Origin of the sequence: Amycolatopsis sp. NPDC021455 (assembly GCF_040640995.1) — a bacterium.
Classification (GTDB): Bacteria; Actinomycetota; Actinomycetes; order Mycobacteriales; family Pseudonocardiaceae; genus Amycolatopsis.
Window position 1 is genome coordinate 1 of sequence record NZ_JBFACT010000114.1, and the last position, 17,672, is coordinate 17,672.

The following is a 17,672-nucleotide window of genomic DNA, read 5'->3' on the forward strand; positions in this document are numbered from 1 at the left end:
GGCCGCCTGGACACCAGCCGGTTCGTCACCCACCGGTTCGGGCTGGACGAGATGGACGAGGCCTACGACGTCTTCGCCCACCCGCAGGACAGCAATGCCCTGAAGGTCGCGTTGTTCCGCAGCTGAACCGGCGGAAGCGGCCACCGTCCGCTGTGGACGGTGGCCGCTTCTTCGGCGGGTCAGAAGATCGGGCGCTTCCGGCTCAGCACCCCGGTCGGCCCGGGCGGCGTCGGCGAAACGCCCCGGTCGTCGAACCGGGCCTGCAGGGTCTGGCGAACCTCGACGACGCCGTCGACCCGGCGGATCAGCGCGACGATCACCGGGATCATGCTCTGCCGTTCGACGGTGCCGTTGAGGGTGACGATGCCGTTGTGCACGGAGACGTACAGCGAAGCCGGGTCCATGGCCATCTCCCGGAGCAGCACCTCCTCACGGACCTCGTCCCGGATTTCCCGGTCGGTGCGCAGGAACACGCGCAGCAGGTCCGAGCGGGAGACCACGCCGACGAGCCTGCCCTCGTCGTCGACCACCGGCAGGCGGTGGAAGTGGTGTTCCTCCAGGAGCTTGGCGGCGACCGTGACGGCGTCCTCCGCGCGGACGGTCACCGCCGGGCTCGTCATCAGGTCGGCGACGAACGCCGCGCCCGCCTTCCGCTTCGCCTGCCGGGAACCGGGCTTGAGGAGCCCGTGCGGCGCTTCACGCTCGAGCAGATCTCCTTGGGAAACGACCCCGAGCACCTGCCCGTCCTCGTCGACCACGGGCGCCCCGCTGATGTTCCACGAGGCCAGCAGGAGTGCGACCGCCTTGAACGGCGTGTCCGGACCGACGGTGGTCACCTCGGTCGTCATGACCGAGCCCACCTTGCGGCGACTGGGCATCTTCACCTCTTTCACAGCAGCGGCCCGGGGTAGTACGTGGCCAGGGACTCCTCCGCCGGCGCCGCTTCCTTCTCCGGCTCCGGAACCGTCCGCGCCGGGATGACGACGACCGGGCAGCTCGCCGCGCGCAGGCAATGCTCGGCGACCGAGCCCACGAGCAGCTTCAGCAGCCGGCCACGGCCGTGGCTGCCGAGCACCAGCATCGCCGCCGTCTTCGACGCCTCCTCCAGCGCCACGGTGGCCGAATGCTCGGCCAGCTCGGCGCGGATGGTGACGCCGGGGTGCTCGGCCCGGACCTCGCCGACGACTTCGTCGAGCTGCTGCCGCTCGCGGTCGGCGACGGTCTGGGGTGTCCCGGCGACCGCCGCGCCGAGGTCGTAGACCGGTTCGAACGTCCACGCGCGCAGTGCGACGACCTGGCGGCCGCTCACCGCCGCTTCGGACACCGCCCAGCGCAGCGCGGCCACGCTCACCGCGGAATGGTCCACGCCGACGACGATGTCGCCCTGGTATGCCGTGGTCATGTCGGTTTCACCTTCTCCTCGTTCTCAAGAATGGGTCTTGCGGTCCTGGGCGGCGAACCACTCCTGCTGCCAGCGGGCGTAGCGGAGCCGGTTCAGGGAGAACACCGAAAGCCCGTAGAGGGCGGCCAGCGACGCGAGCGCCCCGAGCCACAGGCCGAGTCCGACGACGACGGCGTCGATCACCACACCGGCGGAGCTCAGCGGCGGATCGACCGGGTTTCCGTCGCGATCCACCCAGATCGCCAGCGTGTGCCCCTTGAGCGTGCCTTCGTCGGCGACGACCTTGCCGACCTTGCGGGTGCCGTCCGGGAGCAGCCACGTCGCGTCGGTGGGTTCCCCGTTGCCGACGACGCCGGTCCGCGAGTTCACCTTGATTTCGGGGCCGTCGGCGAGCAGGGTCGCGGTCACCTGCGTGCGCTCGTCCAGCTGCCGGGCCGACTGTTCCCGCTCGCTCGCGTAGGTTTCCGAGCCGAAGCTGGCGGCGGCCGGCAGCGCGATGAGCGCGAGCAGCACCACGAATCCCAGCAAACCACCTTGGACGCGGTCCGACGGGCGCGCCACCGAACCGCGCGGCGGGAACAACATGCACCACATCCGCCTGATCCGGTTCATGGCGGCGTCCTTTCCGTTCGGTTTCTCTTCCGCTCTCAGGATCACCGGACGCCCGAGTTCGCCGAAGAGGCCTTGGACCTCGGACGGGAGCCGGTCGGCGGTCCGGCCGGGGACTTAGGACCCTGTGCCGCCTGGGACATCGGCGGGATGGTCGGGACACCCGACGAACGGAGCCCGGCCATGCGCGCACGCGAGATCATGACCACGCCGACTTTCGCCCTGGCGCCGAGCGCGACGCTCGAAGAAGCCGTGGAGATGATGAGCGCGCACGGGTTCACGACGATGCCGGTGGTCGACGCGGACGGCCGGCTGCTCGGCCTGTTGTCCGAAGAGGACATCTTGCGGACACCACCCCCGCCCGGCGACCCGGACACCGGCGTGATGCTCGACGGCCGGTCGCGCACGGCCGGCTCGGTCATGCGTACGACCGGCCTGGCGGTGCCGGCGGACACCGACGTGCGGGAGCTGGCGCGGTGGATGACCGACGCCGGGGTGCGCTCGGCGCCGGTCGTCGAAGACGGGCACGTCGTCGGGATGATCACCTTCCAGGACGTGCTGCGCACCGCAGCACGCCGCTGAGCACTACCCGGCCGTGGTCCGGTGGGTCAGTACCTCGTGGACCGGGCGGCGGCCGGTCAGCCGGGTCGGGTAGCCGTAGCCGATGCGCAGCAGCGTGTGCGGCTGCCCGAGCCCGGCGAAGAGGCGGTCGAGCGACTCCCGCGTGTGCGGGGTTTCGAACGGCTGGGACAGGAACGACGTCGCCAGGCCCTCGGCGGTCGCGGTGAGCAGGACCCGCTGCATCGCCATGCCGGCCCGCACCTCCGCGTGCGGCCCACGGTCCCGGGTCAGCACCGCACCGAGCAGGGGTTCCTGTTCGTACTCGCGAGCCGGCAGGTCCCGGTTTTCGTGCGACGCGCGCAGCGACACGATTCCGGGGCCGTGCGGCGGCGGCCCGGCCGCGGCCTTCGGCACACCGTCGGGGCTGTCGGGCTCGCGGTGGGTCCAGAACGCGGCTTCGGCGCGGAACGCGTGGTCGTCCGCCTGGATCGCCTCGGCCTGCCGGACCAGCGACGCCACCGGGGTGTAGCGGCCGGACGCGTCGAGGTACTCGATCTGGCCGCCCTCGTTCAGCGCGGCCGACTTCAGCGCCGCCCGCACGACGGGCGGCACCTCCTTGTCCAGCAGCGGACGGCGGTTGGTGTGCCGCCGGAAGACGGCCTCGGCGAGCCGGCGCTCGGCCGCGGTCGCCTTCTCGTTCCCGTCCAGCCGGATCACCGCGACCAGGTCGGGCTCCGCCGGGTCCGGCAGCATCCGCACGACCGCGGCGATGCCGTTGGCCCGCAGGCAGATCTGCAGGTTGAAGGCGGCCGCACCGCAGGCGAGCCGGGCCTCCCGCCCGTGCGGGTCCGCGACGGCGAGGACGCGTTCGCGGTCCAGCCACACCTCGATCACCTCGTGCTCGACGACGAACCGCCAAGGCTGGGTGTTGTGCGGCGAAGGCGCGCGCACGGCCGCGGCGAGGGCCTGGTCGAACACGCTGGGCAGGGGACGGCTCATCGTCGGGCTCCGGTGTCTGGGGAACGGACGCCCTCAGCATCACCGGCCCCGGGCCGTCGCCGCGATGGCCGCGCGTCACGACCGGCGAGGACCAAAGACCTTCCGCCGCCGGTCTCGGCCGGTGGGACACTGAGCCGAAACGGCAGCGCGAAGGGCCGTGCCATGGATCGCCAGTCAGTGCACGAGCAGTGGGACCGCGACCGCGCCACCCTGCACGAACTCGTGGCGTCCGCCGGCGGCGCCGAGCTCCGCCGCCGCTCGCGCGGTACCCGGTGGACCAACCGGCAGCTGGTGTTCCACCTCGTGTTCGGCTACCAGATCACGCGGGCCCTCCTGCTCCTGGTCCGTCTCTTCGGCCGCCTGCCGGATCGGGTGGGCCGCGGGTTCGCCGCGACGCTGGACGCCGCCGCGCGGCCGTTCCACGCGGTCAACTACCTCGGTTCCTGCGGCGGCGGCCTGCTCGGCCCGCGGTTCGCGGCCTGGTGGCTCGACCGCATCATCGCTTCGCTGCACCGCAGCCTGGACCGCACCACCGACGCCGAACTCGTCCGCGAGATGCCCTTCCCGACCCGGTGGGACCCGTTCTTCCGGCCGTCCATGACGCTGGCCGACGTCTACCGCTACCCGGCCCGGCATTTCGCCTTCCACGTCCGGCAGCTCACCATCGACCGGTAGTCAGCAGAGCACCCGCTCGCCGTCCTCCGGGACCACCGCGCACCAGTCCGCCTCCGCGTGCAACGCCTTCGCCAGCGCGTGCGCGGGTTCCGGTTCGCCTTCGACCACGAACGCCGTTTCCGGGGCCGGTGTCGCGGTCGCCCAGGCCAGCACCTCCGCCGGGCCCGCGAACGCGCCGGTGCCGCCGAGCGGCGTCACCTCCGCCCGGACCGGCACGTACCGCCCGTGGATCTTCAGGTGACGGGCGCCGTCCGCGAGCTGTGCCGCACGGGTATCGGGCGCCGGGTGGCCCAGCAGCACGACCCCGTTGCGCCGGTCCGGCAGCAATGCGGCGAGGTGCCGGAGCACCCGCCCGGAGTCCGCCGTCGCGAGCCCGGCGAGGATGATCGAGGGCCGGTCCGGTGGCCCGGTCGAGAGGTCAAGCTCGGACACGCGGGCGTCGCGGCGCAGCTCGTGCCACCGTTCGGCGACCGCGCGCTGATGGACCTCGAGGCCGGTTTCGCCGTCCAGGGTCACGGGCAGGCGCGGGATCTCCCCGGCTTCCCGGAGATCCCGCAGCATCGTCAGCAGCTCGGTGCCACCGTCCACCGACACCGGGACGACCACGCTGCCACCCCGCCGGACCGCGCGGTGCACCGCCGCGGCGAACCGGCCGGCCAGGTGGCCGTCAGCAGGCGGCTGCGGCGCCGCGAGGACCAGCACGTCGGAGCGCGGGCGGGGGTCCGGCGCGTGCAGCAGCGGGTGGTCCGCCGCACCCAGCGGCCCCGCGAACACCACCGAACGGCCACCGGAACGCACCCGCGCCCACGCCGCGCCCAGCCGGCCGCCGGCCCGGCCGAACTCGAACTCCGTGTCCTCGAACCGGTGCAGCGAGCCGAACTCGACCGGCCGGACCAGGGCGAGCGCCCGGGTGACGTCCTCCGCGCGGAACGGCGGGACCCCCGGTTCCGGCGGGCACACCTGTCCGGCGTCTTCGGCGAACTGCTTCGCGGCATCGGACAGCACCACCGGGAGCAGCGCGGCGGTGCCGGGCGTGGCGAACACCGGCCCGTGCCAGCCTTCGGCGGCCAGCTGCGGCAGGAATCCGGCGTGCCCGAGGTCGGCGCTCGGCAGCACCACCGCGTCGGCGTTCCGCACTTCGTCCGGGCACGGCGAGAAGTTGCGGCGCCACACCGTGTCCGGCCCCGCGAACAGTCCACAGCCGACCAGCAGCTTGGTGCCCGCCGTCGCCAGCACGTACCGGGCCCCGCCCAGGAAGGTCAGCACCGGCTCGGCGTGGGGCGTCCGGTGCGCGGTGACGTGCAGCCGTCCCGGCCACGGGCTGGTGCGGTAGGGCGCGGACGCCCGGCGGGCGGCGCTGAGCGCGGCGGCGCGGGATCCCTCGGACATCGGGTTCCTCCGTTCGCGGTGCTAGCCGGCGATGTCACGCCGGCGGAATCCGGCCACGCCCGCCGTGACCAGCACGGCACCGAGCGCGGTGAGCCAGAGCAACGGCGTGGCCTGGACCGCCGCGCCCGGCAGTTTCGGCGAGTGCGTGAAGGGCGACAGGTCGAGCACCCACTGGTCGAGCTTCAGCAGCGCGCCGAACTCGCCGAGCAGGAGGAAGGCCACCAGCGCGGCCCACGCCACGGTCAACGCGCGGCCGAACAGGCCGAACACGACGGCCGCGATCCCGGTCAGCACCCAGACCGCGGGCAGTTGCGCGAGCGCCGCGCCGACGAGCCGGGCCACCTCGGGCCCGATCCGGCCGAGGTGCGCGCCGTTCGTCAGCCCGGCCGCCAGCCCGAGCGCGGCCAGCAGGACCGCCGGCGCCCCGGCGGCGAAGACGAGGTAGCCGCCCAGGAGGCGGCGCCGGTCCACCGCGGTGGCCAGGAGCGGTTCGACGCGCAGGGCCCGCTCCTCGGCCCGGAGCCGGGCCGGCACGGCGATCACGTAGGCCGACGTGATCACGCCGGCCGCCGCCAGCTCCGCCGCGAGGAACGCGTCGGAGATCCCCTTCTCGCCGCCGAGCGCGGTGATCATGGCCTGGGCCTGGGCGTTCGTCAGCATCGAGCCGACGTTGCCGGCGAGGCTGCCGCACACGAGCCCGAGCAGCACGTACGCGCTCGTCCACACGGCGAGCGTGCCGCGGTTGAGCCGCCAGGCCAGGCCCCAGGTGCTCCGCAGAGACCGCCCTGCCTCGGCGGGTCCCGGGCGGTCGGGCAGGAGGCCCGCGTCGAGATCGCGGACGCGGCCCAGCGCGATCGCGACCCCGCCGAGCACCACGGCCATGACGATCGGGAGCGCGAGCACCCACCAGACGTCGCCCGCATACGGGCGGACCTCTTCGCTCCACCCGATCGGCGACGCCCACGAGAGCCACCCGGGCCCGGCCGAATCGCCGACCGCGCGCAGGAAGTACGCGGCGACCAGGGCGAGCACGGCCAGCCCCGACGCGGTCCGGGCGCTCTGGGTCAGCTGGGCCGTCACCGCGGCCACGCCGCCGAACACCAGCCCGGACGCCGTCCAGCACAGGCCGAACGCCAGCGAGCCGGTGACCGGCAGCCCGGTCGCGGCGAGGGCCGCCCCGGTGGCCACGCCGAGCACGATGCTCGCGCCCGCCGTCACGGCCAGCCCGGCGCCGAGGCCCGCGTACCGGCCCACCACGGTCGCGCCGAGCAGTTCCCGGCGTCCGGCTTCCTCCTCGGCCCGGGTGTGCCGGACGGCGGTGAAGATCATCACCAGCCCGACCAGCGCGGCCCCGAACGCGGTCAGCTTGAACACCGACGTCGCGCCGAGGGTCGGCTCGTGCACGGGCCCGTACAGGGCGAGAAGCGCCGGAACGCCGTTGATGCTGTCCGCTGCCGCCCGCAAATCGGCTGCCGTCGGATAGACCGCCATCGTCGCGGCGGCAGCGGAGGCCGCTGTCGCCGCGAAGACGACGATCCACACCGGCAGCCGGATCCGGTCGCGCCGGAGCGCGAGCCGGATCAGGGCGCCCGTGCCGGTGAACGCGTTCATACCGGCACCGCCTCCGGCTCGCTGCGGTAGTGGCGCAGGAACAGCTCTTCGAGTGTCGGCGGACGGCTGACCAGGCTGCGCACCCCGCACTGGCCGAGGGCGGCCAGCACCGGCGACAGCGCGGCGGTGTCCACGGTCAGCCGGACGTCGGAACCGTCCACGGCGAAGTCGTGCACCCCGGGCAGCCTCGCGAGGCCGTCCGGAGCACCGGCGAGCCGGGCGGTGATGGTGGTGCGGGTGAGGTGGCGCAGGTCGTCGAGGCTGCCCGAGTCCACCAGCTTGCCGGCGCGGATGATGCTGACGCGGTCACACAGCGCCTCGGCCTCGGACAGGATGTGGCTGGACAACAGGATCGTGCGGCCCCGGTCGCGTTCTTCGCGGACGCACTCGCGGAAGGTCTCCTCCATCAGCGGATCCAGCCCCGCGGTCGGTTCATCGAGCAACAGCAGTTCGACGTCCGAAGCGAGCGCGGCGACCACGGCGACCTTCTGCCGGTTGCCCTTCGAGTAGGCACGCCCCTTGACCCGCGGGTCCAGCTCGAACCGGTCCAGGTACCGCGCGCGGCGCACCGGGTCGAGGCCGCCGCGCAGCCGGCCGAGCAGGTCGATGACCTCGCCGCCGGTGAGATTCGGCCACAGCGACACCTCCCCCGGCACGTACGCCAGGCGCCGGTGCAGCGCCACGGCGTCGTGCCAGGGGTCGCCACCGAGCAGCCGCATGTCTCCGCCGTCGGCGCGCAAAAGACCCAGCAGCAGCCGGAGCGTGGTCGTCTTCCCGGCACCGTTCGGTCCCAGGAAACCGTGCACCTCACCGGTTTCGACGGTGAGATCGAGCCCGTCGAGCGCGCGGGTGTGCCCGAACGACTTCCGCAGCCCACGGATCTCGATCGCCGCGCTCATCGCGTCGCCTCCAGGAGGATCCGCCGCTCAGCCGACGCGATCGTCGCGCGGGCGCTGCCGATGACGTCCGGGTTGACCGAGATCGACGTGATCCCGAACCGCACCAGGTGCTCGGCGAACCCGGGCTTGGTCGACGGCGCCTGCCCGCACAGCGACGACGTGATGCCGCGGTGCCGCGCGACGCGGATGATCCGCTCGATGGCGTCGAGCACGGCCGGGTCGGCCTCGTCGAACAGCTCCGCGCACACGCCCGAGTCGCGGTCGACGCCCAGCATCAGCTGGGTGAGGTCGTTGCTGCCGATGGAGACGCCGTCGATGCCCAGCCCGGCGTACTCGCCCAGCCAGTGCACGACCGAGGGCACCTCGGCCATCACCCAGCGGTGCAGTCCGCGCTGCCGGCCCAGCGGGCTCGCGTCCACCAGTTCCAGGCACTCCTCCAGCTCCCACTTGGTGCGCACGAACGGGATCATCAGGTGCAGGTTCGGCGACTGCTCGCGCACCCGCGCGAGGGTCTCCAGTTCGAGGGCGAACAGGTCGCGCTCGCGCACGTACCGGTAGCAGCCGCGGTAGCCGATCATCGGGTTGCTCTCGACCGGCTCGAACTCCTCGCCGCCGGCCAGGCCACGGAACTCGTTGGTGCGCAGGTCGGTCGCGCGGTAGACGACCGGGCGGGTGCCGAACGGTTTGGTGATCTTCAGCAGTGATTCCGCCATCTTGTCCACGAAGGACCGTTCTTCGCCCTTGGCGAGCAGGTCGCGCGGGTGCCGTCCGCCGAGCGCCTCGGTCAGGAGGAACTCCGCGCGCAGCAGGCCGACGCCGTCGACCGCCTGGGCGGCGACCTCTTCGGCGTGCTCGGGCATGGCGAGGTTGACGTAGAGCTTGGTGCCGATGGCTTCCGGTGCGACCGGGGCGGCGACGGGCGCGGTGTGCGCGGGTGCCTTCTTGGCCGCACCCGGGCGGACCTCGCCCTGGGTGCCGTCGACGGTGACCAGGCTGCGATCGGCCAGGACGCGGGTGGCGTCGCCGGTGCCGACCACGGCAGGCACGCCGAGTTCGCGGGCGACGACGGCCGCGTGGCAGGTCATGCCACCGCCGTCGGTGACCACCGCGGCGGCGCGGCGGATGGCGGGCACCCAGTCCGGGTTGGTCATCGGCGCGACCAGGATCTCGCCGTCCCGCAGGTGCTTGGCTTCGACCGGGTCGTGCAGCACGCGCACCGCGCCGCTGCCCTCGCCCGGCGACGCGCCGAGCCCGGTCACCAGGGCGACGGTGCTCGCCGGGGTGACCGACGGCAGGGTGGTGATCGGCCGGGACTGCACGAGGAAGATCTCGTGATCGGCGATCGCGAACTCGATGTCCTGCGGCACGCCGTAGTGCTCCTCGACGCGGGTGGCCATCCGGGCCAGCTCCAGCACCGCGGTCTCGCTCAGCACCCGGCGTCCGCCCGCGGGCTCCGGCAGCTGGATGGTGACGTCGCCGCCCTCGTCGTTCGCGACGATTTTGTGCGTCTGCTTGCCGATCCGCACCGACAGGATCAGCAGGTCCTGCTTGCCGACGACGTAGGTGTCCGGCTCGACGGCACCGCTGACGATCGCTTCGCCCTGGCCGAACACCGCTTCGATGACCACCCGCTCACGGTCGCCGGTGCGCGGGTCGGCGGTGAAGATCACGCCGGAGCGTTCCGAAGCGATCATGCGCTGCACGACGACGGCGATCGCGGGTTCGCCGGTGAACCCGCGGCTGGCGCGGTAGCTGACCACGCGCGGGCTGAACAGCGACGTCCAGCAGTCGATGACGTGCTCGGCGACCGCGTGGTCGCCCCAGATGTTGGTGTAGGTGGCGTTCATGCCGGCGAAGGAGGCTTCGGCACCGTCCTCGCCGGTGGCCGAGGACCGGATGGCGACCGGCGTCGAGGAACCGAGCCCGCGGTAGGCCTGCGCGATCTCCTCCCGCAGCTCGCCGGTGAGCCCGGCCAGGCGGACGAGGTCGCGGATGCGGTCGCACTGCTCGGCCAGGAACTCGGCGTCGTCCACATTGGCCAGTGCCTTGGCGTGCAGGTCGGCCACTTCGGAGCGGACGCCGGCCTTCTCCAGCGCGGCCCAGTAGCCGTCGCGGGAGATGACGAAGCCACCCGGCACGGGGAATCCGGCCGAGATCAGCTCGCCGAGGTTGGCGCCCTTGCCTCCGACGGTCTCGTCGTCGGCGAGCCGGATCTCGGCCAGATCGCGTACGTACGTCATCGGGTTCCTCCTGGGGGTGGGAACAGCTCGCCGAGCGGGAGCCGTGGGGAAGGTGCCGCCGGGACAGCCGGGTAGCCGAAGCGGAAGATCGCCTGCGGGACACCGGGCAGTGCCAGCTCGGAAGCGAGCCGGGCCCGGAAACCGGTCAGGTGCAGGGGCTGCGTGAGGACCGAGCCCACCAGAGCCTTGGACGCCGCGGTGAGCCAGACGCGCTGCAACGCCGCACCGGCGGCGAGGTCATCGACCCGGGTGTCGCCGTCGGTGCAGAAGATCAGCAGGTTCTCCGCGGCGAGCCGATCGGCGAGCACGGCGTCGTCCGGGACCGGCGTGGCGGTGCGGACGAGCCCCGCCACGGGAAGAGCTTCGGAGTTGAGCGCGTCCTCGGCGACGCCGTCGCCGAGCGCGTCCCAGCCGTGGGTGTGAGCGGTCCACACCGCGAGCTCGCGTTGGTAGCCGCGGTCGTCCCGGAGGACGCGCGTGGCGAAGCCGAGGAGCTCGGCCAGCTTGTCCAGCCGCCCGGGGACGACGACGTGCACACCCGTCGTCTCGCCGGCGGCGACCAGCGCGCGGTGCACGTCCGTCGGCACGCGGTTGTGAAAGAACCGGTGCCGGTGGCTGCGTCGGCGGCCGATGGCCTGGTACAGCGTGTAGGCGCGGGCGGAGGCCACGCGAGGGCGACCGATCGTCACCGTGGCCACGACGTCACCGTCGGCTCTCAGGTCGACGCGGCAGTCGCGGCCGAGGGCGCGAACGGCGAGTTCGAGGTTGGTCAGCGCGGCACCACAGGACAGCAGCCGGTCCCGGCCGGAAGGATCATGCCGGCGCAGCGCGACGTCCCGGCGTTCGATCAGGTCGACCTCGGTGCCGCGAACCAGCAGCTGCCACGGCTGGCTGTTGTGCACCGAAGGCGCCCGGCTCACGGCACGCGCGAGGACACCGAGCTGCTCCGTGGTCAGAACGGCCATCGCGGTCACTCCTCAGCGCGGAGCCGGGTGCTCCGCCGAAGTCATCGTCGCCGGGGCGGCGGTGCGGGCACCGGAGCACAAAGTCCTCCGGTCCGGCGGAATTCGTCCCCTACCCGGCCGCGGCCCGCCGGACGCACGATCGCGGCAACGCCTGAGGAAAGAAGGAAGTCATGAGCACTGGTCGCGTGATCATCGTCGGCATGGACGGTTCACCCCGCGGCGACGCGGCACTGCGGTGGGCCCTCGAGATCGGCGCCCACGCGGGCGACACGGTCCGCGCGATCCTGGTCCGGCCGCGGGACACGCTGCTGCCCGGCACGTCGTTCGCCATCCAGCCGCATGGCCGGGTCCCGGAGGCGGGGTACTCGCTCGAAGCGCACGTGCGCGAGCTGGGCATCGAGACGGCGGCCGCGGTGGAGACCCGTCAGGTCCACGGCGATCCGGCGACGGAGCTGGTGACCGCGTCGGCCGACGCGGACCTGCTGGTGCTCGGCGCCCACCGCGGCGGCGCGATGGCGGATCTCGTGCTCGGCAGCGTGGGGCGCGAGTGCGTGCGGTACTCGCGGTGCCCGGTCGTGGTCATCACCCCGGAGGCGGCACACCGCCTGACTCCGGCGTAGGACCGGCTGCATCAGCGCAAGTCGAGGCCACCGACGACACCTGTCGTGCGGCTGCCGAGGGAGCCGTTGGGGTGGCGGCCGGCCCGCGCACCGGTCGCCGGTCCGGCTCGGGAGCCGCTCCTCCGCACCGGCAACAGAGACCACCCGCCCCGGCCGAGACCTTGCTGTGCCACCCGGCCGACGCGGGCCGCCATCCCGAGCCATTGCGTCCCGGCGCGGTGCGCGCCGCGCTCGGCGGGGTGTTCACCGTGCCGGTACCCGAAGTGCCGGAGGTGGGGCGATGCCCCCAGGCCACCGCCCCACCGGGACTCAGCTGGTCCAGTCGATGTGCACGTCGGTGGTGTTGCCGAACTTCCACCAGCCGCTCTTCGTGTGCGTCCACTTCTTCGGGATGCCCGAATAGACCCCGTAGTACGAAGTCCCCGCCGGGATGTAGAACGCGTCGACGTCCTTGAGCTGAGGCGTGCCGTACACGCTGTGCGGTGCCGCGTAGGCGACCTGGCCGCAGGACCCGGAGCCCTGGTATTCCTGGTCGGTCCCGGTGCCGTGCCAGGCCAGGCAGACCTTCACAGCGTGCGACGTGTTGTTGAAGATGGTGCCGCAGACGATTCCGGCCCGACAGCCACCCATCGGCTGGATGACCTGGCCGGGGTCCACCGGTGCCGCCTCGGCGGTGGTCGTCCCGGCCGCGACCAAAGCCAGTGCCCCCGCCATCGCGCGGAGCCCGAACCAGCCGTACACCCTCGCCCCGGCGCTTCGCGAAATTCGCTTCACGAAAGATCCTCCCTCGGTTCCTCGTGGGTGCCGTTCGGCACGCATCCAGTCGTAGCGGCTGCCTTCCCGTTCGTGTGGCCGTCGGGGCCGACATGGGATGGAAACGTGCGCTGAGCAGCGAAGACACCGAAAGGCCTGGGACATGGGATCAGGCGATCGGGTGATTCGCGGGAGCCGGCGCCCTCGGGCTCGCTGGTGTGGGAGGCTGAGAGGGACGCGATCTGACGATCGGGGGAGATCCATGTCGCCGTCGGAGGAGCGGGCGGAGCTCGCCCGTCTGCTGGGTGAACTGAAGGTGCGCAGCAAGCTCAGTTACGAGGCGCTCAGCCGGCGGTGCCACCTCAGCCGCTCCTCGGTCCACCGCTACTGCACGGCGGCGCTGGTGCCACCCGAGTTCAGCGTTCTCGAGTCCATCGCGAAGGCCTGCGGCGCCACCCGGCCCGAGCTGGTGCGGCTGTTCCGGTGCTGGGCACGTGCGGTGGACGAACGCCCCGGCCCGCCACCCACCGCCGCTCCCCCGCCACCGGCGCGCCCGGAAGAGCGCGGGACCGCACAGGCCTCGGTGCGCACCCCCGCGAAGCGGCGGCTGAGCATCCCCGCGTTGACGCTGGTGCTCGTCGTGATGCTGCTGACCTCGGCGGCGAGCACGGCCACGCCCCAGGAAGCCGGCACACTTCCGCTGCTCGCGGCTCCGATGTGGGCACAGACCGCCACGGACCTGGACCCCGGCCTGTTCGGCGCCACGATCAACTCGTCGACCGGAGCCATGCCGACGTTCGGGCTGGACTCGGCCCGGTTCTGGGACGGGCACACCCGCTGGGCCGACGTCGAACCCCGCCGGCACGCCTACGACTGGTCGGTCCTCGACCGACTTGTCGTCGGTGCCCGCGCCGCGGGACTGCGCACGGTCTTCACCTTCGGTGGCACCCCCGAGTGGGCCGCCCCGGGCGGCGTGCCGTCCCTCTACGACGACGGCTCGAAGGCATCACCGCCGGCTGATCTCCACGACTGGGACGACTTCGTCGGTCAAGTCGCCCAGCGCTACCATGGTCAGATCGGCGCCTACGAGCTGTGGGCCGTGGTCGGCGACACCCACTTCTACGCGGGCAGCGTCGAAACACTCGTCGAGATGACCCACCGCGCGCATGACATCATCCGGACCGCCGACCCGGACGCCACTCTCGTGTGCCCGTCGATGAGCGGGCTCGACCGGCCCGGCTCCCGGCAGTTCCTCGGCCGCTTCGCCGCCCTCGGCGGCTACGGCTACTGCGACGTCGCCGGCGTCAAGCTGACCCAGTCGAACGCGGCCGCACCACCGGAAACGATGCTGCCGCTCGTCGCCGACATCGACGGCACCTTCCAGCGCGCCGGCATCCACCCGCCGATCTGGGACACCGGCACCAGCTACGACATCAGCTTGCAACGGCCGCTCGACCCGGAAGCCGCCGCCGAGCACGCAGCACGGTTCTACCTGGTCGCCCTGTTCGCCCACTACCGCCGGGCCTACTTCTACAACTGGGGCGGCACCAAGATCCCGATCATCCTGCAACCGGACGGCGGTGAACCCACCCAGGCCGCGCGGGCCGTCGAACAGCTGCGGCGCTGGCTGCACGGCGCGCGAATCCACTCGTGCGGTGAGGGAACCATGGCCCGCTTGCCGCCACCGGTGTGGGAATGCCGTTTCGACGATGCCCGTGGGCGCTTCGTGATCCGCTGGACCGCCACCGGGTACACGTCGATGAGCGCCGACCCCGGAAGCTACGCCGAAGACCGCCTCGACGGGACGCGGACCGACCTCAGCGCGGGCGATCCCCTGGACATTTCCGGCATGCCGGTGCGGATCGACCTGCGCGGGTGATCCACCACCGCGTCCCAGCGAACCCTGGAAGCGCAGCTCGGCAGGGGTTTCGCGTCCCACCGTCCCATCCCTGTCCCGCTCGCTTGCCCACCGGCTCCGAGCGCGAACACGCTGGCGTCGAGCGACCACGGTCGCTTCCCGTCATCCGACAGAGAAGGACAAGGCAATGGCTCGTTTCGGAAAGACCGTGCTGGGCTTCACGATCGCGTCGATCGTGACCGGAGGCTTGCTGGCCACCGGCTCCTCGACACCCGCCGCCGCCACGCCGGCCCAGTGCGACGCCGGAAAACCGCTCGATGTCTACGGCGTCGTCGGCGGCGGTTCGAGCTTCACCTACGCGGGCCGCACGGTGCACCTGCTCAACGGCCGGGCCCGCAACTACACCTACGGCGAGATCAGCCGGGGCTACCACCAGGGTGACCGGATCTGGGTCGATCGCAGCAAGAACAAGATGCCCAAGACGCCGATGCACCCGACCACCCAGCAAGTGATCTCGGCCGGCGGCTGGAAGCAGTGCGGTCCGTTCAGCGGGCCGAGCTCGAACGCGGTGATCAACTGGAACACGTCCACGGTGAGCCACTACGCCGCACGCGTCTGCATCGATCCGGCCGGCTCCACGCCGTACCACTGCGGCGCCTGGTACACCGACGCTTCCTGAGCGCCGGACGAGATCGACTCCACGGGAAAGGGGAAACCCATGCTGCGCACCATCGCGATCGCCTCCGGCCTGACGGCAGCCGCCGCACTGGCCGGGGTGCTGATCACGGCTTCACCCGGGGCCTCGGCCACCACTCCGGCCAGCCCCGCCGCGGCTCCGGCCACGCCGGCCCCCGGCTACCGCGCGGACTGCACCGGCGGCCACGGCGACGTCAACGCCCACCGCTACTCCGTGAACCACAACGTGCCCGCGCGCGAGTACAACACGTCCGGCAGCAGGCAAACCGGAGTGGTCAGGGCAAACTCGAAGATCCACCTCTACTACGAGACCCACGACGAGAACAACAAGACCATGTGGGCGATGAAAGCCGGCGGTCTGTGCGGGTACCTCTACCGCACCGACATCGTCTGGAACAAGAGCTGGTAGTTCGCGGGGTGGACGGCCGGCCCGGTTCGGCCGTCCACCCCGCCATCTTCAGGCGGAAGCGCGGCGGGTGGCCCAGCGGAACAGCTCGTCCGCGCCCCAGACGAGAACCGGCATCGGGAGCAGCATCGCGATCACCCACGCGGGCAGCGCCGCGGTTCCAAACAGAGACTGCAGCGGCGGCAGGTAGATCAACGCCGCCGCGAAGACCAGCTCGAACGCGATGCCGCCCAGCAGCAGCCGGTTCGTCGTCAATCCCACCGAGCGCAGCGAAACCCGCTCGGTCCGGGCCGCGAACGCCGTGCCCACCTGGCAGAACACGATCGCCGCGAAGCTCGCCGTCGTGGCCTGCAGGTATGCCGAGTGCAACGTCCCCGAGGAGACGTCCGCGCCTGGGTGCCAGCCCGCCGCGTACAGCACCGCGAAGAACGCGCCCAGCACCAACGCCCCCGACACCAAGCCCATGATCCCCCACGCCCGCAGCAACATCCGGCCCGTGACCACGCCTTCGGAACGCCGCCGTGGACGGCGGGACATCAAGCCCGGCTCGGCGGGTTCGCGGCCCAAGGCGAGTGCGGGCAACGTCTCCGTGCCCAGGTCGATCGCAAGGATCTGCAGCACCGTCAGCGGCAGCGGGATCATCCCGCCCGAGACCGCGAACAGCAGGAACGGCAGCACCTCCGGGACCGCGTGCGCGAAGATGTAGAGCACGAACTTCCGGACGTTGTCGAAGACCCGGCGTCCCTCGCGCACGCCGGCGACGATCGTGGCGAAGTTGTCGTCGGTCAGCACCACCGTCGCCGCTTCCTTGGCGACGTCCGTGCCGCCGATGCCCATCGCCACGCCGATGTCCGCGCGGCGCAACGCCGGCGCGTCGTTGACGCCGTCGCCGGTCATCGCCACCACTTCGCCGCAGTCGCGCAACGCGTCGGCAATGCGCAGCTTGTCCTCGGGCGCCGCGCGGGAGAACACGATCTCGCCGTTCGCGGTCAGTGCGTCGTCGAGGGCCGGTTCCGGCAGGCCGGCCAGCTCCTCGCCGCCGATCACCCGGTCCGCGCCGATCCCGACGCGCCGGGCGATCTCCGCCGCCGTACGTCCGTTGTCGCCGGTCACCACGTGCACCCGGATGCCCGCCGAATGGCAGTCCGCGACCGCCGCGGCCACCTCGGGCCGGGGTGGGTCCACCAAGCCGACCAAGCCGAGCAGGGTCAGGTCCGTCTCGGCCTCCTCGCGGCTTCCCGGCGGCGCGGGTACCCGGCGGCCGGCGACCGCCAGCACCCGCAGGGCCCGGCCCGCCATCTCGTCGACGAGCGCCAGGAGGCGATCCCGTTCTCCGGCCGGCATCGCGCAGCGGGGCACGACCTGCTCCGGCGCTCCCTTGGTCGACACCCACAGGGAATCCCCGACGATGTCCACAGTGGACATGCGCTTCAGGCGCGGATCGAACGGGTACAGCGCCTTCCTGGCGGCGTCCCGGGTGGACAGGTCGGCACCGTTCGCACTCGCGTACCGCAACAACGCCAGCTCGGTGGGATCACCGCTCGACGCGGTGACGTCAGCGGTGCTGCACCGGGCCAACGCCTCGACGAACGACTCTCCGAACGGGTGCACCTCCTCGACGCTCATCTCGTTCCGCGTCAGAGTCCCGGTCTTGTCGGTACAGATCACCGTCGTCGACCCCAGCGTCTCCACCGCGGAAAGACGCTTCACCAGCGCACCGGCCTTGGCCATCGACCGGACCCCCGCCGCCAGGGCCAGGGTGATCGTCGGCAGCAGGCCCTCGGGGACGTTGGCCACCAGCAGCCCGATCGCGAAGACGAAGGCGGCCGACCACGACAGCCCGGCGAGCCAGCCCAGCGGCAGGAAGCCGATCCCCACGACGACGGCGACCAGCGCGATCAGCCACGCGACCCGCCGGACCTGGCGTTCGAGCGGGCTCTCCTCGCGCCCGACGCGCGAGGAGAGCGACGCGATCCGGCCGATCTCGGT

Annotated in this window: 17 protein-coding genes; 6 read left to right on the forward strand and 11 right to left on the reverse strand. The window is 72.3% G+C overall.

Translation table 11 applies throughout. From position 1 onward, the window contains the following. Positions 1-179: 179 nt before the first annotated feature. Genes AB0G28_RS47385 through AB0G28_RS47395 form a run of 3 tightly spaced genes read right to left on the reverse strand, consistent with a single transcriptional unit; the run spans position 180 to position 2,014 of the window. A complete protein-coding gene (locus tag AB0G28_RS47385; protein ID WP_361105583.1) occupies positions 180-878 on the reverse strand; it encodes a CBS domain-containing protein in 699 nt (232 codons plus the stop codon). Between the two features lie 11 nt (positions 879-889). Then, a complete protein-coding gene (locus tag AB0G28_RS47390) occupies positions 890-1,402 on the reverse strand; it encodes a universal stress protein (protein ID WP_361105586.1) in 513 nt (170 codons plus the stop codon). Positions 1,403-1,426: 24 nt separating this feature from the next. Beyond that, the gene (locus AB0G28_RS47395; protein WP_361105589.1) at positions 1,427-2,014 is read right to left on the reverse strand and encodes a hypothetical protein; all 588 of its coding nucleotides are present in this window, start codon (positions 2,012-2,014) and stop codon (positions 1,427-1,429) included. Between the two features lie 180 nt (positions 2,015-2,194). On the opposite strand from AB0G28_RS47395, the gene AB0G28_RS47400 reads away from it, so the two are divergent. Continuing rightward, positions 2,195-2,593 (forward strand): CBS domain-containing protein, encoded by a 399-nt coding sequence (locus tag AB0G28_RS47400; RefSeq protein WP_361105592.1) that lies wholly within the window; start codon positions 2,195-2,197, stop codon positions 2,591-2,593. Between the two features lie 3 nt (positions 2,594-2,596). On the opposite strand, the gene AB0G28_RS47405 is transcribed toward AB0G28_RS47400, so the two are convergent. Further along, positions 2,597-3,571, reverse strand: coding sequence for a hypothetical protein (locus tag AB0G28_RS47405; protein WP_361105595.1), 975 nt, complete (start codon positions 3,569-3,571; stop codon positions 2,597-2,599). A 162-nt stretch (positions 3,572-3,733) separates the two neighbouring features. Between AB0G28_RS47405 and AB0G28_RS47410 the strand changes: the two genes are divergently transcribed. Continuing rightward, complete coding sequence (locus tag AB0G28_RS47410; protein ID WP_361105598.1) at positions 3,734-4,246, forward strand: DinB family protein; 513 nt, start codon at positions 3,734-3,736, stop codon at positions 4,244-4,246. Here the strand turns inward: AB0G28_RS47410 and AB0G28_RS47415 are convergent, their stop codons facing one another. From AB0G28_RS47415 to AB0G28_RS47435, 5 genes are read right to left on the reverse strand one after another with little or no spacing between them, the layout of a single operon-like run. Further along, positions 4,247-5,635, reverse strand: coding sequence for an MBL fold metallo-hydrolase (locus AB0G28_RS47415; protein ID WP_361105601.1), 1,389 nt, complete (start codon positions 5,633-5,635; stop codon positions 4,247-4,249). 21 nt (positions 5,636-5,656) lie between these two features. Then, positions 5,657-7,246: an ABC transporter permease gene (locus AB0G28_RS47420; protein ID WP_361105603.1), complete on the reverse strand. Its 1,590-nt coding sequence runs from the start codon at positions 7,244-7,246 to the stop codon at positions 5,657-5,659. Next, a complete protein-coding gene (locus AB0G28_RS47425; RefSeq protein WP_361105606.1) occupies positions 7,243-8,145 on the reverse strand; it encodes an ABC transporter ATP-binding protein in 903 nt (300 codons plus the stop codon). Before AB0G28_RS47425 ends, AB0G28_RS47420 begins: the two co-directional genes overlap by 4 nt. Next, positions 8,142-10,385, reverse strand: coding sequence for a phosphoenolpyruvate synthase (gene ppsA, locus AB0G28_RS47430; RefSeq protein ID WP_361105609.1), 2,244 nt, complete (start codon positions 10,383-10,385; stop codon positions 8,142-8,144). The genes AB0G28_RS47425 and ppsA overlap by 4 nt, the downstream gene beginning before the upstream one ends. Continuing rightward, positions 10,382-11,350 carry a nitroreductase gene (locus AB0G28_RS47435; protein ID WP_361105612.1) on the reverse strand — a complete coding sequence of 323 codons (969 nt, stop codon included), beginning with the start codon at positions 11,348-11,350 and terminating at the stop codon, positions 10,382-10,384. Before AB0G28_RS47435 ends, ppsA begins: the two co-directional genes overlap by 4 nt. 170 nt (positions 11,351-11,520) lie before the next feature. On the opposite strand from AB0G28_RS47435, the gene AB0G28_RS47440 reads away from it, so the two are divergent. Beyond that, positions 11,521-11,970, forward strand: a complete 450-nt coding sequence (locus AB0G28_RS47440) for a universal stress protein (RefSeq protein WP_361105615.1) — start codon at positions 11,521-11,523, stop codon at positions 11,968-11,970. Positions 11,971-12,279: 309 nt separating this feature from the next. Here the strand turns inward: AB0G28_RS47440 and AB0G28_RS47445 are convergent, their stop codons facing one another. Then, a complete protein-coding gene (locus AB0G28_RS47445) occupies positions 12,280-12,744 on the reverse strand; it encodes a hypothetical protein (protein ID WP_361105618.1) in 465 nt (154 codons plus the stop codon). 241 nt (positions 12,745-12,985) lie between these two features. Between AB0G28_RS47445 and AB0G28_RS47450 the strand changes: the two genes are divergently transcribed. From AB0G28_RS47450 to AB0G28_RS47460, 3 genes are all read left to right on the forward strand, one after another. Continuing rightward, positions 12,986-14,602: a helix-turn-helix transcriptional regulator gene (locus tag AB0G28_RS47450; RefSeq protein ID WP_361105621.1), complete on the forward strand. Its 1,617-nt coding sequence runs from the start codon at positions 12,986-12,988 to the stop codon at positions 14,600-14,602. Positions 14,603-14,768: 166 nt separating this feature from the next. Further along, on the forward strand, positions 14,769-15,260 hold the full coding sequence (locus AB0G28_RS47455; RefSeq protein ID WP_361105624.1) for a hypothetical protein: 492 nt from the start codon (positions 14,769-14,771) through the stop codon (positions 15,258-15,260). 39 nt (positions 15,261-15,299) lie between these two features. Beyond that, on the forward strand, positions 15,300-15,686 hold the full coding sequence (locus tag AB0G28_RS47460; RefSeq protein WP_361105627.1) for a hypothetical protein: 387 nt from the start codon (positions 15,300-15,302) through the stop codon (positions 15,684-15,686). A 48-nt stretch (positions 15,687-15,734) separates the two neighbouring features. Here the strand turns inward: AB0G28_RS47460 and AB0G28_RS47465 are convergent. Further along, a partial coding sequence (locus AB0G28_RS47465; protein ID WP_361105630.1) for a cation-transporting P-type ATPase occupies positions 15,735-17,672 on the reverse strand: 1,938 nt, incomplete at its 5' end.